The organism is Myxococcota bacterium, assembly GCA_041389495.1.
Taxonomy (GTDB): domain Bacteria; phylum Myxococcota_A; class UBA9160; order UBA9160; family UBA4427; genus JAWKRT01.
This window is the reverse complement of sequence record JAWKRT010000002.1, coordinates 298,254-311,831: the sequence shown is the minus strand read 5'-3', so window position 1 is coordinate 311,831 and position 13,578 is coordinate 298,254. Positions and strand designations below refer to the sequence as shown.

General features: G+C 73.4%; 13 protein-coding genes. 6 read left to right on the top strand and 7 right to left on the bottom strand.

The window, feature by feature from the left end:
* Nucleotides 1-22: 22 nt before the first annotated feature.
* Nucleotides 23-343, top strand: a complete 321-nt coding sequence (locus R3E88_12105) for a heavy metal-binding domain-containing protein (GenBank protein ID MEZ4217215.1) — start codon at nt 23-25, stop codon at nt 341-343.
* A gap of 12 nt (nt 344-355) precedes the next feature.
* Nucleotides 356-1,189 (top strand): SDR family NAD(P)-dependent oxidoreductase, encoded by an 834-nt coding sequence (locus R3E88_12100; GenBank protein MEZ4217214.1) that lies wholly within the window; start codon nt 356-358, stop codon nt 1,187-1,189.
* 17 nt (nt 1,190-1,206) lie between these two features.
* Here R3E88_12100 and R3E88_12095 read toward each other — a convergent pair whose 3' ends face one another.
* The 4 genes from R3E88_12095 to R3E88_12080 form a co-directional block, all read right to left on the bottom strand.
* Entirely contained in the window at nt 1,207-1,761 is a 555-nt protein-coding gene (locus tag R3E88_12095; protein MEZ4217213.1) for a nuclear transport factor 2 family protein, read from the bottom strand.
* 28 nt (nt 1,762-1,789) lie between these two features.
* Nucleotides 1,790-2,776 (bottom strand): LLM class F420-dependent oxidoreductase, encoded by a 987-nt coding sequence (locus R3E88_12090; protein ID MEZ4217212.1) that lies wholly within the window; start codon nt 2,774-2,776, stop codon nt 1,790-1,792.
* 92 nt (nt 2,777-2,868) lie between these two features.
* Complete coding sequence (locus R3E88_12085) at nt 2,869-3,705, bottom strand: SDR family oxidoreductase (GenBank protein ID MEZ4217211.1); 837 nt, start codon at nt 3,703-3,705, stop codon at nt 2,869-2,871.
* A gap of 80 nt (nt 3,706-3,785) precedes the next feature.
* A complete protein-coding gene (locus R3E88_12080; GenBank protein ID MEZ4217210.1) occupies nt 3,786-4,892 on the bottom strand; it encodes a sterol desaturase family protein in 1,107 nt (368 codons plus the stop codon).
* 133 nt (nt 4,893-5,025) lie between these two features.
* On the opposite strand from R3E88_12080, the gene R3E88_12075 reads away from it, so the two are divergent.
* Complete coding sequence (locus R3E88_12075) at nt 5,026-6,420, top strand: LamG domain-containing protein (GenBank protein MEZ4217209.1); 1,395 nt, start codon at nt 5,026-5,028, stop codon at nt 6,418-6,420.
* A 109-nt stretch (nt 6,421-6,529) separates the two neighbouring features.
* Complete coding sequence (locus R3E88_12070; protein ID MEZ4217208.1) at nt 6,530-7,972, top strand: LamG domain-containing protein; 1,443 nt, start codon at nt 6,530-6,532, stop codon at nt 7,970-7,972.
* Nucleotides 7,973-8,018: 46 nt separating this feature from the next.
* Here the strand turns inward: R3E88_12070 and R3E88_12065 are convergent, their stop codons facing one another.
* The gene (locus R3E88_12065) at nt 8,019-8,726 is read right to left on the bottom strand and encodes a glutathione S-transferase family protein (GenBank protein ID MEZ4217207.1); all 708 of its coding nucleotides are present in this window, start codon (nt 8,724-8,726) and stop codon (nt 8,019-8,021) included.
* Nucleotides 8,727-8,928: 202 nt separating this feature from the next.
* Between R3E88_12065 and R3E88_12060 the strand changes: the two genes are divergently transcribed.
* Both R3E88_12060 and R3E88_12055 read left to right on the top strand, forming a co-directional pair.
* The gene (locus R3E88_12060) at nt 8,929-10,119 is read left to right on the top strand and encodes a GDSL-type esterase/lipase family protein (GenBank protein MEZ4217206.1); all 1,191 of its coding nucleotides are present in this window, start codon (nt 8,929-8,931) and stop codon (nt 10,117-10,119) included.
* Between the two features lie 95 nt (nt 10,120-10,214).
* On the top strand, nt 10,215-10,613 hold the full coding sequence (locus R3E88_12055) for an MAPEG family protein (protein ID MEZ4217205.1): 399 nt from the start codon (nt 10,215-10,217) through the stop codon (nt 10,611-10,613).
* 28 nt (nt 10,614-10,641) lie between these two features.
* Here R3E88_12055 and R3E88_12050 read toward each other — a convergent pair whose 3' ends face one another.
* Together R3E88_12050 and R3E88_12045 are read right to left on the bottom strand one after the other, a co-directional pair.
* The gene (locus tag R3E88_12050) at nt 10,642-12,318 is read right to left on the bottom strand and encodes a SulP family inorganic anion transporter (protein ID MEZ4217204.1); all 1,677 of its coding nucleotides are present in this window, start codon (nt 12,316-12,318) and stop codon (nt 10,642-10,644) included.
* Nucleotides 12,319-12,375: 57 nt separating this feature from the next.
* Nucleotides 12,376-13,530 (bottom strand): TIGR00730 family Rossman fold protein, encoded by a 1,155-nt coding sequence (locus tag R3E88_12045; protein MEZ4217203.1) that lies wholly within the window; start codon nt 13,528-13,530, stop codon nt 12,376-12,378.
* Nucleotides 13,531-13,578 lie beyond the last annotated feature (48 nt).

Below are 13,578 nucleotides of genomic sequence, written 5' to 3'. Positions count from 1 at the left end.
CGACGAGGAGGTCTCGAAGCCCGTGCTGCTCTCCACCACGCCCACGATCGAGGGCCGCTCGATCGCCCAGTACCACGGCGTCGTCGCCGGCGAGGCGATCCTCGGCGCCAACATCTTCAAGGATCTCTTCGCCGGCATCCGCGACATCGTCGGAGGCCGCTCGGCGGCCTACGAGAAGGAGCTCCGCCGCGCGCGCGAGATCGCGCTGCGCGAGCTCGAGCAGTGCGCCCACGAGCTCGGCGCCAACGCCATCGTCGGCATCGACATCGATTACGAGACCGTCGGCGCCCAGGGCGGGATGATGATGGTCAGCGTGAGCGGCACCGCCGTCACGCTTCGCTAGGCGCGTCGGCGCATGAGTGCGGAGCCCGTCTCCTTCGCCGCCCGCTACGGCCCCTGGGCGCTCGTCGCAGGCGGGTCCGAGGGCATCGGCCTCGCGTTCGCGCACCGCATCGCCGCGGCCGGGGTGAGCGTCGCGCTCGTCGCCCGCCGCGCCGAGACGCTCGACGCCGCGGCGCGCGAGCTGCGCGCTGTGGCCTCCGCCGCACACCGCGACGTCGAGGTCCGCACGCTCGCGCTCGACCTCACCGCCGACGACGCGCTCGCGCGCATCCGGGCCGGGACGGACGACCTCGACGTCGGCCTGCTCGTCTACAACGCCGGCGCCACGCACGGCGTCGCGCGCTTCCACGACGCGCCGGTCGAGCGCGCGCTGTCGCTCGTCGCGCTCGACTGCATCGGGCCCGTCCGCCTCGCGCACCACTTCGGCGCCCGCATGCGCGAGCGCCGACGCGGCGGCATCGTGCTGCTCTCGTCGGTCTCGGGAACCGTCGGATCGGCGCTGACCGCCGCCTACTCCGCCTGCAAGGCCTTCGACCTCGTCCTCGCCGAAGGCCTCTGGGCCGAGCTCCGGCCCTTCGGCGTCGACGTCCTCGGCCTCGTCGCCGGCGCCACGCGCACGCCCGCCATGGAGCGCAGCGGCGCCCTCATCGGCACTGACCCCCTGCCCGGAATGGACGCGGACGACGTCGCCCGCGAAGGCCTCGAACGGCTCCCGCACGGCCCGAGCTGGGTCGCCGGCGAAGCCAATCGCAAGTCGTTCGAGATGCTGCGCGGGTTGCCGCGCAAGTCGGCGGTGAAGGCGCTCAGCGCGGGAGCGCGGGCGGTGTACGGGCTGGAGGAGGAGTAGGCGGGCCTGCGCGCGGCCTACGCCCCCGCTCGCCAGATCTCCTCGAGCTTCACGCGTCTTCCCGCGATGCCGTCGAACTTCGGGCCGCCGCCGTCGTAGCTGTCCTCGCACAGCACGAGGCCGTCGTCGTCGAACTCCCAGACGATCAGCAGGCGGGTCTCGTAGACGTAGAGCGCGTTCTCGTCGGGGACGTCGATGCCCTGCAGCTTCAGGACCGCGCCGGGGTAGGCCATGCGCATGCGGCCTTCGGTAGTGATGACGTCGCGGCCGACGGACATGCGCTCGATGGCGTGCTCGATGTGGTTCATGCCCGAGCCGACGATCATCGAATAGTAGGCGGCGACGCCGTCCTTGCCCTTCGGGCTGTGCACCGGGTCGGCCGTGTCCGAGTAGTTGTGGTAGTGCGCGCGCGGCGAGACGGTCGCCATCAACGCTTCGAAGTCGGGCTTCGACTCGGCCTTCGAGTGCGCGATCAGGCATTCGAGGATCTGGCGACGGCGCGGGTCGCGCTCGTCGACGAGCATCTTCTCGGGAAGCTCCCAGTTCTTGCGCGGGTCGATCACGTAGGCCATGCGGGCCTCCTCGGGTGCGGCGGGGGTGTCAGAGCGCAGCCGCGAGCACGCGCGCGGCGAGCTCGACGGCCTCGGGGCGGTGTCCGTTCGCGGGCAGGTTGACGACGATGCCGTCGAGCCCCTGGCCGCGGATCCTCGTCTGCACGAACTCGCCGACGGTGTCGGGATCGCCGAGCACGAGCCGCTGCGAGATGGCGTCCTGCGCGGCGGCGGGAAGCGTGGCCCAGTCCATGCCGCGCTCCGCGAGGAACGCGTTGCGCGCCGACTCGGCCGCGGCCGTCGTCTCGCCGACCACGAGCGTGCCGAGCCACGACACGCCGATCTCGCTGCGGTCGCGCCCGACGGCCGCGCAGTGCCCTTCGAGCGCCTCCATCTTGCGCGGGAACTCGGAGGGGTCGCACGTCCAGTTGCTCTCGTCCGCGTACTGCGCGACGAGCCGCAGCGTGCGCTTCTCGCCCGTGCCGCCGACGAGCACGGCGGGCCCGCCCGCCTGCACGGGCGGCGGCACGTTGAGCGCGTTCTCCGTCGTGTAGTAGCGGCCCTTGAAGGTCGGCTGCTCGCTGCGGAACATCGCGCGGGCGATCTGCAGCGCCTCGTCGAGGCGGCCGAGCCGCTCGCCGATCGGCGGGAAGTCGAAGCCGTAGCCCGCGTGCTCGGGCTCGAACCAGCCGGCGCCGATGCCGAAGATCGCGCGGCCCTTCGAGACGACGTCGAGCGTCGTGACGAGCTTCGCGAGGTGCGCGGGGTTCCGATAGGTGTTGCCCGTGACGAGCGTGCCGAGCCGCACGCGCTCGGTCCGCGCGGCGATCGCGCCGAGCAGCGGATAGGCCTCGAGCATCTCGTTGTGCGGCGGGCCGAGCATCGGCAGCTGGTAGAAGTGGTCCATCACCAGCACGGCATCGAAGCCCGCGGCCTCGGCCGTCTGCGCGCTGGTCGCCACGCGATCGAAGATCTCGGACGTCGCGGTGCCGGGATAGGTGAAGTTCGGGATCTGGAGCGCCATCCGGATGGGCATGGGCGGGCCTCCGTTCCGCGGGCGGAACCGTGCGAGGGGCGCGCGCGCACCCTACGCCGCGGGGCCGCCGCGCGTAAAGCGAAGCCCGCGCGTCAGCGCTTCGGCGCGCTCCGGTAGTCCTCGACGGCGTAGGCGGCGATCGTCTCCTCGCCGTAGAGGAGCTTCGCCGTGCCGCCCATGTCGAGCATGAGCGGCACCGAGAGGCCGCCGTCGACGGCGAGCACCTGGCCCGTCACCCAGTCGTTCTCGGGCGACGCGAAGAAGAGCACCGCGCGCGCGACGTCGTCGGGGCGGCCGTGGCGGCGCAGCGGCGTGATCTGCAGGTAGCCGTCGCGCACGTCGTTCATGAAGTCGTTCACCGGAACGAAGCCCGGCGACACGGCGTTGACGCGCACCTTGTGCTGCGCGAGCTCGACGGCGGCCGAGCGCGTGAACATGTCCTGCGCGGCCTTGGTCGCGTTGTAGCCGATGAGCCAGGGCTGGTACTTCGTCGCCGAGACGGAGGAGATGTTGACGACGCTGCCGCCGCCGTGCTCCTTCATCACGAGCGCGGCGTGCTTCGTGCAGAGCGCGGGGCCGACGAGGTTGATGTCGCTGCAGAAGCGCCAGGCGTCGGCCGTCATGTTGAGCACGACGCCCGGCATCGCCGAGCCCGCGTTGTTGACGAGCACGTCGAGATTGCCGCCGTCGGCCGCGCGCGCGACGGCCGCGGCGACCTGGTCCTCGTTCGTCACGTCGCACGCGACGCGCGCGACGCGCCCGCCGAGCCCTTCGCGCTCGAGCGCTTCGACGGCGCCCGCGAGCACGTCCTCGCGGCGCGCGGCGAGCGTGACGTGCGCACCCGCGCGCGCGAGCTCGCGCGCGATGCCGAGCCCGATCCCCGTCCCGCCGCCCGTCACGAGCGCGCGGCGTCCTTCGAGCGTTCCCATTACTTATGTGTACTCCCGCCGGGTGTGTGGCGCGCACCCTAGGCGAGAGGCTCGGCCGCGAGCAAGCGCGAACCGCGCGGTCAGCGCGCCCGGCGCGGGCGGCGGAAGGGCCACACGAGCTGGCCCCACCACGTCGGCGGCGGCGCCTCGCCGAGCACGCCGAGCGCGCGCGGGAAGCCGCCCGGCGCGTGCGCCGTTCCGAACACGAGGTCGATCACCGGAAGGTGCGCGGCGAAGTTCACGTCGACGGCGTCGGCGTCCTTCGCGTGATGCCAGTGATGATAGGCGGGCGTCGCGATCAGCCAGCGGAGCGCGCGCCCCTCGAAGCGCACGTTCGCGTGGTTGAAGACGGCCTGGAACGACGCGAAGACGAGGTAGGCGGCGACGGGCTCGGGGTCGAACCCGAGCCAGAAGAGCGGCGCGAACGCGAGCGCGCGGATCGCCACGATGTCGACGAGGTGGAGGCGCGAGCCGGCGAGCCAGTCGAGCTCTTCGGGCGAGTGGTGCACCGCGTGGAAGCGCCACAGGAACGGAACGGCATGGAAGGCGCGGTGCCCGGCGTACTGGAAGAGATCCGCGACGAGCATCGCGAGCACGAGCTGCACGGCCCACGGCAGCGCGCGCACGCTCGCCTGCAGCGGCGCGACGACGACGCCCGAGAGCGCCCACGCCGCGGGTGCCATCGCGAGCAGCACCGTCACCTGCACGAGCAGATGGCTCGCGAAGAAGTGGGCGAGATCGCAGCGCCAGCCTTTGCGGAAGATGCGCTGCGCGGGGCGTCGCGCGAAGAGCCGCTCGACGGGCACGAACACGAGCGCCAGCACGAGCAGGTTCAGCACGAACCAGTCGAGCCCGAGCCCGCGCCGCGCGGGCACGCTCGAAGGCGTCTCGACCCATGCGCCACCGAGCACGACGGCGAGCGCCGCGAGCGCGACGCCGCCGAGCGCGAGCCGCCGACGGCCGCCGAGCGCGAACGACAGCGCGCCGAGCACGGCGGCGAGCAGGATGGCGACGAGGAGCACGACGCGCAGCGCGTCGACCGGCACCGCCGCGCGCACGTCGGGCGTCGTCAGCAGCGCCGGGAAGCGGAAGCACAGCACGGCGAGCACGGACAGCGCGCCGAGCGCGAACGACAGCACGCCGCTGATGCGCCCTTCACCGAAGCGGAACTCGGGCGGCGAAGGCATGGCCCGGCGTCTCGGCCAGCCGCGCCCGGCAGTCGAGCGGCAAGTGCGACCCGGCCGTTCGGCCTAGACCCCTCCGCCAGTTCCGGAGGGCCGGGCCGCCCCATAGCCTCCGCTCGACCCTGGAGGTGCTGCCATGACCCGCTCGACCCGGCTCCCCGCAACGTCGTCCCTCGCGCCGTCCCTCGCGCCGCTCGCCGCCCTGCTCGCGATCGCAGCGATGCTGCTGCCCGCGCCGGCCGAGGCGAGCAACCGGCAGCTCGCCTGCCAGACGGCGCGCCTGCGGGCCGACGCGCGCCATACCAACGACAGCGCGAAGTGCCGCGCCGCCTACTACAAGGCGCGCTCGCGCGGCGCGAGCTCGTCGCAGGCGAACTCCGCGGCCACGGCCTGCCGCGACGCCGCGCGAGCGCGCTTCGACGCGGAGGTCGCGGTCGCCGATGCGAAGGCCGCGCGCGACGGCGGCTGCCGCGGCGCCGACCCTGGCGTGTTCACCCGCGCCGCCGCGATCGTGACGGCGACCGAGTCCGCCCTCTACTACGCATACACGTTCACGCCGACGCCGGACCCGATCGGGGAGAAGGCGCACAAGATCGCCGCGGCGCTCGCCCGCTCCCTCTACGCCGTCGAAGCCGCCGACCTGCGCAAGCGCGACGACGCGCGGCGTTCGGCGAAGTCGGCGAAGGCCCTCGCGAGCTACCAGCGCGCCCTCGACGCGCTCGCGAAGCAGGCTGCGAAGCAGGGCACCCCGTTCGACCTGCACGACTTCCAGTCGGCGCCGTCGGACATCGCCCGCGGCGTGGAGCACGCCGCACACCTCGCGGGCACGCGCGCGCTCGAGAGCCTGGCGATGGGGCTCGTCGCGCACTGGTCGTTCGATGCGAGCGCGCCCGGTGCGAACCGCTCGCCCTCGGGCGGCGGCACCGCGCTCGACCTCACGTTCCACGGCAACGCGGGCGTGTCGCCGGGGCTCTTCGGCGAGTCGCTCACGCTCGACGGCAACGGCGACTACGCGCGCGTCGCGAGCGCGGCCGGCACGAAGGCCCTCGAGGCGAAGGGCGCGCTCACCATCGCCGCGTGGTTCCGCGCGACCGGGCCGGGCTCGAGCGCGGGCGCCGGCGGCATCATCGTCAACAAGGAAGGCGAGTACGAGATCGCGCGCTTCCCGGACGGACGGCCGCAGTTCGCGATCGCCGCGCCCGGGAGGTTCTGGACGTGGAGCGTCGCCGGCGACGTCGCGCCGCTCCAGGTGTGGAAGCTCGTCGTCCTCGAGGTCGAGGCGGGCTCCGTCTCCGTCCACTACCTGCAATCGGGATCGATCATCACGAGCTTCCTCTCGACGTTCCCGTTCGGCGACGCGCACCCGGGCGAGGACGAGTTCCGCATCGGCGGTCGTCAGAACCAGCCGCAGTTCTTCCAGGGGCAGATCGACGAGGTCTCCGTCTGGAACCGACCGCTCGAGCGCGACGAGGTCGCCGCCCTCTACAACGGCGGCCGGGGCATGCCGCTCGCGTGGGGGCTCGGAGGCTAGTCGGGCCCGGCCGTTCGCAGGCCCGTCGGCCGTTCGGCCTAGCCCCGCCGGCGGATTCCGGAGGGCGCGACCTCGACCGAAGCTTCGGGAGTCCACCGGAGGAGGCATCGTGCCGCGCTCGCACCGTCCCGCCCAGGCTCCCGCTCCCCGCACCCCGGCTCCCGCTCCGCATGCATCGGCGCTCGCTCCCCGCGCGTCGTCGCTCGCGCTGCGCGGTCTGGCCTTCGCGCTCGCGCTCGCGATGGGGCTCGCCGTCGTGCCTGCGCCCGCGCGCGCCGTCGACGCGCAGCGCGCGTGCCAGGCCGGGCGTCTCGCGGCCGATGCACGCCGCACGAACGACGCCATCCGCTGCTCTGCCGCCTACCACAAGGCGCTCGCGCGCGGCACCGGCGCCGGCGCCGCCCAGGCCGAGCAGACGACCTGCCTCGCCGACGCCACCGCGCGCTTCGACGCGCGCGTCGCCCGCGCCGACGCGAAGGCCCAGCGCGACGGCGGCTGCCACGGCGCGCAGCCGTTCCGCTTCAGCGCGAGCGGCGCCGTCGCGAGCTCGATCGACTTCGCCATCCTGCCGGTGCAGAGCCAGGTCGGCTCCGCTGCGCGCGCGAAGCTATTCGCGCTCGGCGCCGCGCTCGCGCGCAAGGCGTATGCGGCCGAGTCGGCGTACCTGCGCAAGCGCGACGACACGCGGCGCGACGAGCGCATCGCCAAGGCGACGGCGGCCTGGCAGCGCGGCCTCGACGCGCTCGCGGCGCGCGAGGCGCGGCGCGGCACGCCGCTCCCGGCGGGCGCCTTCGCGTCGCTGCCCGCGCAGATCGCGGCGAGCATCCGCTACGGGGCGGATCGCGTCGGGACGCACGCGCTCGAGCGCTCCCTTCCCGGGCTCCTCGCCTACTGGCCGTTCGACGAGGACGCGCCGGGCGCGAACCGCGCGCCGAACGGCGACGCGACGCTCGACCTCTCGTTCCACGGCCAGGCGCACGTCGCGGCCGGGGCGTTCGGCGGCGCGCTCTCCGTCGACGGCAACGGCGACTACGCGCGCGTCGCGAACGCGGTCGGCACCGCGAAGCTCGCGGCGACGGGGAGCTTCACGATCGTGGCCTGGCTCCGGGCGGCGGGCCCCGGCTCGGACGCGACGGCGGGAGGCATCGTCGTCAGCAAGGAAGGCGAGTACGAGATCGCCCGCTTCGCGGACGCATCGATGAACTACGCGCTCGCGACACCCGCGCACTTCTGGACGTGGCGCGGCGCGGGCGGCCCCGCCCCCCTCGACGAGTGGAGGATGGTCGCCCTCGTCGTGAACGCGAGCGGCGTCGTCACCTTCCAGTTCGACTTCTACTCGGCGCTCGGCACGAACTACACGACGTTCCCGTTCGGCGACGCGCACCCGGGCGAGGACGAGTTCCGCATCGGCGGTCGCCAGAACCAGGCGCAGTGGTTCGACGGCGAGATCGACGAGGTCGCGGTGTGGCAGCGCGCGCTCAGCAGCCTCGAGATCTTCGACCTCTACGACGCCGGCGCGGGCATGCCGCTCGCGTGGGCGATCGGCGACTGAGGCGACGGAGGCGACGCCGCGCGAGCGCGCCGCCCGCACTCGGAGCTCATGCGCGCGCGGGCACCGCGGCGCCGTCCGTCGCGCTCGCCGCGCCGCCCCCCGCGAAGAGCGACGCGACGTACTCGCTCGTCGCCCGCTGCTCGCGCGCGACGGCCTCTCGCGCCGCGAGCCGCTCGCTCCACGCGCGAAGACGCGGCGTGCGCTCGTCGATCGGAACGCCGAGCGTCGACGCCGCGAACGCGAAGACGCCGACCGCGATGTCGGCCACGCCGAACGCGTCGCACAGCCACTCGCGCTCGCCGAGCTCGGCGTCGAGCGCCGCCCAGTGCGCGCGCAGCGCGCGCTCGGCCATGGCGGCGCGCTCCGGGTCGCGCCCGCCGGGCGGCGCCGGATAGAAGACCTCCTCGATGCGCGCCCACACGTGCGGGAACACGAGCTCGTCGGCCACCGCCTCGAGCCTGCGGCAGCGCGCGCGCAGAGCGACGTCGCGCGGGTAGAGCGCCGGAGCGGGGAAGCGATCCTCGAGGTACTCGAGGATCTGCGTCGAGTCCCAGACGACCACGTCCCCGTCGACGAGCACGGGCACCTGCTTCCTCGGATTCAAGCGCACGACGTCGGGATGATGCGGCTCGTAGCGGTCGCGCAGGCTCCAGCCGACCTCGATGCGCTCGTAGTCGAGCCCCTTCTCGTCGAGCGCGATGCGGACCTTCGCGGTGAACAGGCTGAGCGGGCCCGAGTAGAGCGTGAGCGACATGCGACCTCCCGGAGCGGGCGCGGCGCGCAACCTAGCCAGCACCCCGGAAGCCCGTCAGAGCCGGTTCGCCACCTGGGAGGCAGGCCACTTCGCACGCGGACCGCGCAGGGCACGCGCGGACCCCGCAGGGCGCGCCCATACCTCCCGGGTGGCCACATTCTCGGCGCCCACCACCGCGGGTGCGCATAGACTCCTTCCCGGCATGCGACTCGCTTCGGGGATCTCGCTCGTCCGCACGGCATGGCTGCTCGCCGGCGCGACGCTCGCGTGCACTGCGCTGCTCGAGAGCTGCGCGTCACTCGCTCTGCGCGCGGGGCTCGTTCGCACGAGCTTCGATCGCGCGCGCTTCGACGAGCGCGTGCTCTTCGATTCCGATCCGCCGCCCGTCTGGTTCGCCTCGTACCGCAACGAGCTCTCGCGGGCTTGGAAGACGCGGTGGGAGCCGTACGTGTACTGGGTCACCCGACCCTTCGAAGGCGAGCTGATCCGCATCGACGAGCGCGGCATTCGTCGCACCTGGTCTCCCCCCCCCCCGAAGTCCGCGAGCCAACCACCTCTGCGCGTGTTCTTCTTCGGCGGGTCGACCGCGTGGGGTCGCGGCGCGCGCGACGACTTCACGATTCCGTCGCTCGTCGCGAAGGAGCTCGCCCGGCGCGGGGGGCCGCCGGTCCGCGTGGTGAACTTCGGGCAGAGCGGTTGGGTGTCGACGCAGGAGCGAATCGCTCTCGCGCTCGAACTGCGGCGCGGCGACATCCCCGACGTCGCCGTCTTCTACGACGGCGTGAACGACGTATTCGCCGCCTATCAGTCCGGGGTTGCGGGCATCCCGCAGAACGAGATCAAGCGGCAGATCGACTTCGAACGGTTCGAGCTCGGGCTGCTCGCACGCGTCGCGGACCGCTCGTCGATCGTCCGGATCCTGCGCAGGCTCGGCCGCCGCGACCCACTCTCGCCGCCCTCCACCCGCACGGCCGCGGAGCGCGCCGCGCTCGCCCGCGCGGTCGTCGATGATTACGCGGGCAACATCCGCATCGTCGAAGCGCTGGCGAATCGCTTCGACTTCGACGCGCTCCACTTCTGGCAGCCGGTCGTCTGGTCGAAGGCACGGCCCACGCGCGTCGAGTCCGAGATCCGCAGCGCATTCTCGCCGCTCGAGCCCTTGTACCAGGCCGTCTACGACGAGGTCACCGGCCGGCCCGACCTCGACAGGCTTGCCGCCTTCCACGATGTCCGCGACGCGCTCGACGACGAGGTCGGAACGAGCTTCTTCGACTACTGCCACGTCGGGGAGGAGGCCAACGCCGCGATCGCCGCGCGGATCACGCCGCTGGTCGCTCGAGCGCTCGACGAGCGCCTCGCGGCACGTGTGGCGGGGAACCCGCCCCTCGACTGACCCGCGCGACGGCGCTTCTCCACGCGCCTCGTTCGAGCGCAGAATGCGCGCTCGCGGCTGCGACGCCTCGCGGCCGCCGAACCGGAGGTCCTGCCATGCCCGTTCCGATCCCCGTCACGACGCTCTATCTCGCGGTGTTCGCCGTCTTCGGAAGCGTGCTCTCGTTCCTGCCGGCGCAGATCCGCGGGCGCACGGGCGTCTCGATCGGTGACGCCGGCAACCCGCAGCTCCTGCTCGCCATGCGCCGGCACGGGAACTTCCTCGAGTACGTGCCGTACTTCATGACGATGATGCTCGCGCTCGAGCTGAACGGCGCGTCGGCGACCTCGCTGCACGCGCTCGGCGGGGCGATGGTCGCGGCGCGCGTCGCGCACGCGCTCGGCCTGAAGTCCGACTCGATCGAGTCGATCTTCCGGCTCGTCGGCGCCGGCGGCACGCTGCTGCTCACGCTCGTGGCGACCGCGATGCTCGTGCTGCAGTGGATGCGCGGGTAGTCGACGCGACGGCGCGCGGCGCGCTCGACTAACGAGCTTCGCGCGCCGCGGAGGCGATCGCCTCCGCGCGCGCGAGCGCGCTCTCGTAGCGGTCGAACACGCGCTCCCCGCCGATGCGCGCGAGCACGCCGCTTCGCTCCATCGCCTCGCGCGGCTGCGCGTGCACGCCCGAGAGCAGCAGCTCGACGCCGCGTGCGCGCAAGCGCGCCTCGACGTCCTCGAGCGCGTGGAGCCCGGTCGCGTCGATCGCCAGCACGTGGCGCATGCGCAGCACGACGACGGGCGGTCGCTCGCGCATCGCGAGCAGCGCCTCCGTGAACGTGCGCGCCGCGCCGAAGCAGAACGAGCCGTTCACCTCGAAGACCTCGACGCCGGGCGGCAGCGCGCGCGGCCGCTCCTCGCCCTCCGCTCCGTAGTCGACGACGTCGCGCAGCGACTCGATCCGGCTCACCTCCGCCATGCGCCGCATGAAGAGGAGCGACGCGAGCACGACGCCGACCTGGATCGCGACGGTGAGGTCGACCGCGACCGTGAGCGCGAACGTCGCGAGCAGGACGAGCACGTCGCTGCGCGGCGCGCGGAAGAGCCGCAGGAAGACGCGCCACTCGCTCATGTTGTAGGCGACGACGAGCAGGATGCCGGCGAGCGTCGGCATCGGGATGAGCCCCGCGTGCCGCCCCGCGCCGACGAGCACGACGAGCAGCGTCGCCGCGTGCACCATGCCCGCGACGGGCGTGCGCGCGCCGTTCTTCACGTTCGTCGCCGTGCGCGCGATCGCGCCCGTCGCCGGGATGCCGCCGAAGAGCGGCGACGCGACGTTCGCGATGCCCTGCGCGAGGAGCTCCGCGTTCGAGCGGTGTCGGCCGCCCGAGAGGCCGTCGGCGACGAGCGCGCTCAGCAGCGACTCGATCGCGGCGAGCAGCGCGATCGCGATCGCCGGCGAGGCGAGCTCGCGCAGCATCGCGGGGTCGACCGCGGGCAGGCGGAACGCCGGCAGCCCGCTCGGCACCTCGCCGAACCGGCTCCCGATCGTCTCGACGTCGAGGCCGCCGGCGTGGACGGCGATCGTCGTCGCGACGAGGGCCACGAGCGGGCCGGGCACGCGCGGGACGAGGCGCGGCCACAGCTGCACGATCGCGACCGTCGCGGCGGCGAGCGCGACGGAGGCGAGGTTCGCGTCGCCGACGTGCGCGGCGAGGGCCGCGCAGCGCGCGAAGAAGCCCGGCGGCGCCGGGTCGAGCGCGATGCCGAGGGCGTCGCCCAGCTGGCCGCCCGCGATGATCACCGCGATGCCCGTCGTGAAGCCGACCGTCACCGGATAGGGGATGAAGCGGATCACGTCGCCGAGCCGCGCGAACGCCATCGCGACGAGCAGGCCACCCGCCATCAGCGTCGCGACCGCGAGGCCCTCGACGCCGTGGCGCGCGACGACGTCGGCGACGAGCACGACGAAGGCGCCCGTCGGGCCGCCGATCTGCACGCGGCTCCCGCCGAACGCCGAGATCGCGAAGCCCGCGACGACGGCCGTCGCGAGCCCCGCCTCCGGACGCACGCCGCTCGCGATCGCGAAGGCGATCGCGAGCGGCAGCGCGACGACGCCGACCACGACGCCCGCGAGCGCGTCGCGCCCGAAGTCCTGCGCCGAATAGCCTTCCCGGAATACCGTGACGAGCTTGGGCTCGAGGTCGGTCGACCACCACCCCATCGACTGCGATCACCTCGCCCCCGGGCGCCGCGCGGCGCGCCGGCAGGCGGACCTCGACTACCCTTCTTCTTCCTCGACGTCGTCGAGCGAGCGCCGCTCGTCGCCGCCGAACGCGGCGGGCACGATCTGGTGCGCGACGGCGTCGCCCGCCGGGCTCTCCGTCTCGGCGACCTCCTCGTTCAGCCGGTCGACGAGCTTGCGCAGCAGGCCCACGCGGCGCCGGTCGGGTCGCAGGAAGAGCCGCGCGTAGTCCGGCACCTCGCCGCGTTCGTCCGGGTGCGGCGGCCCGACCGCGAGGCCCTCGCCGCCGAGCAGCGGCGCGAACTCGCGCTCGAGCTCCGCGAGCTGCGCGGCCGTCGGCGCCTTGCGCAGACGGAGGACGAGCTGGTCGCGCACGTGCCGGCTCGAATGATAGTTGCTGTAGAAGTTCCGGATCTCGCGCAGCGCCTCGTCGACGTCGTCCGTCACGCGGAAGAGCGCGAGATCGTCGCGGTCGATGCGCCCGGTCGCCGCGAGCTCGCCCTCGACGAATGCGAGCCAGTCGCGCCAGTGCCGGCCGCCCGGCGCATCGAGGAACACCACCGGCAGGAGCTCGCTCTTGCCCGTCTGGATGAGCGTCAGGGCCTCGAAGCCCTCGTCGAGCGTGCCGAAGCCGCCCGGCAGCAGCACGATCGCGTGCGACTCGCGCACGAACGTCACCTTGCGCGTGAAGAAGTAGCGGAAGTTGATGAGCTTCTCGTCGCCCGCGATGGTCGGGTTGGCGACCTGCTCGAACGGCAGCCGGATGTTCACGCCGAACGACGCCTCGCGGCCCGCTCCGCCCTGCGCGGCGGCCATGATGCCGCCCCCCGCACCCGTGATGACCATCCAGCCCGCGTCGACGATGCGTTCGGCGAACGCCTCGGCCTGCTTCCACTCGGGCGACGACGGCGCCGTGCGCGCGCTCCCGAACACCGCCACCTTGCGCACGTGCTCGTAGGGGCGGAACACGCGGAAGCTGTGCCGCAGCTCCTTCAGCGCGCTGTTCACGAGCCGCAGGTCGCCGCGGTCGGCGCCGTCGCGCAGCAGGCGCAGCGACGTCACGACCATCTCGCGCACGAGGTCGAGACCGGCGTCGTTGCCGTAGCGCGCGGCGGCGCCGGCGAGCAGCCCGTCGAGCGCGTCGTTCAGGTTCGCGTCGTCGAGGGTGTACGTGCGCTTCGAGCGGGGCACGGCCGGGAGCATACCGGGGCGCGCGCGCGCCGCATCGGGTGCGCGCGG

Coding starts and splice junctions, on each gene's coding strand:
- R3E88_12055 (MEZ4217205.1), top strand. CDS start 10,215: ATGCCCGTTCCGATCCCCGTCACGACGCTCTATCTCGCGGTGTTCGCC.
- R3E88_12085 (MEZ4217211.1), bottom strand. CDS start 3,705: ATGGGAACGCTCGAAGGACGCCGCGCGCTCGTGACGGGCGGCGGGACG.
- R3E88_12060 (MEZ4217206.1), top strand. CDS start 8,929: ATGCGACTCGCTTCGGGGATCTCGCTCGTCCGCACGGCATGGCTGCTC.
- R3E88_12100 (MEZ4217214.1), top strand. CDS start 356: ATGAGTGCGGAGCCCGTCTCCTTCGCCGCCCGCTACGGCCCCTGGGCG.
- R3E88_12050 (MEZ4217204.1), bottom strand. CDS start 12,318: ATGGGGTGGTGGTCGACCGACCTCGAGCCCAAGCTCGTCACGGTATTC.
- R3E88_12090 (MEZ4217212.1), bottom strand. CDS start 2,776: ATGCCCATCCGGATGGCGCTCCAGATCCCGAACTTCACCTATCCCGGC.
- R3E88_12080 (MEZ4217210.1), bottom strand. CDS start 4,892: ATGCCTTCGCCGCCCGAGTTCCGCTTCGGTGAAGGGCGCATCAGCGGC.
- R3E88_12095 (MEZ4217213.1), bottom strand. CDS start 1,761: ATGGCCTACGTGATCGACCCGCGCAAGAACTGGGAGCTTCCCGAGAAG.
- R3E88_12075 (MEZ4217209.1), top strand. CDS start 5,026: ATGACCCGCTCGACCCGGCTCCCCGCAACGTCGTCCCTCGCGCCGTCC.
- R3E88_12065 (MEZ4217207.1), bottom strand. CDS start 8,726: ATGTCGCTCACGCTCTACTCGGGCCCGCTCAGCCTGTTCACCGCGAAG.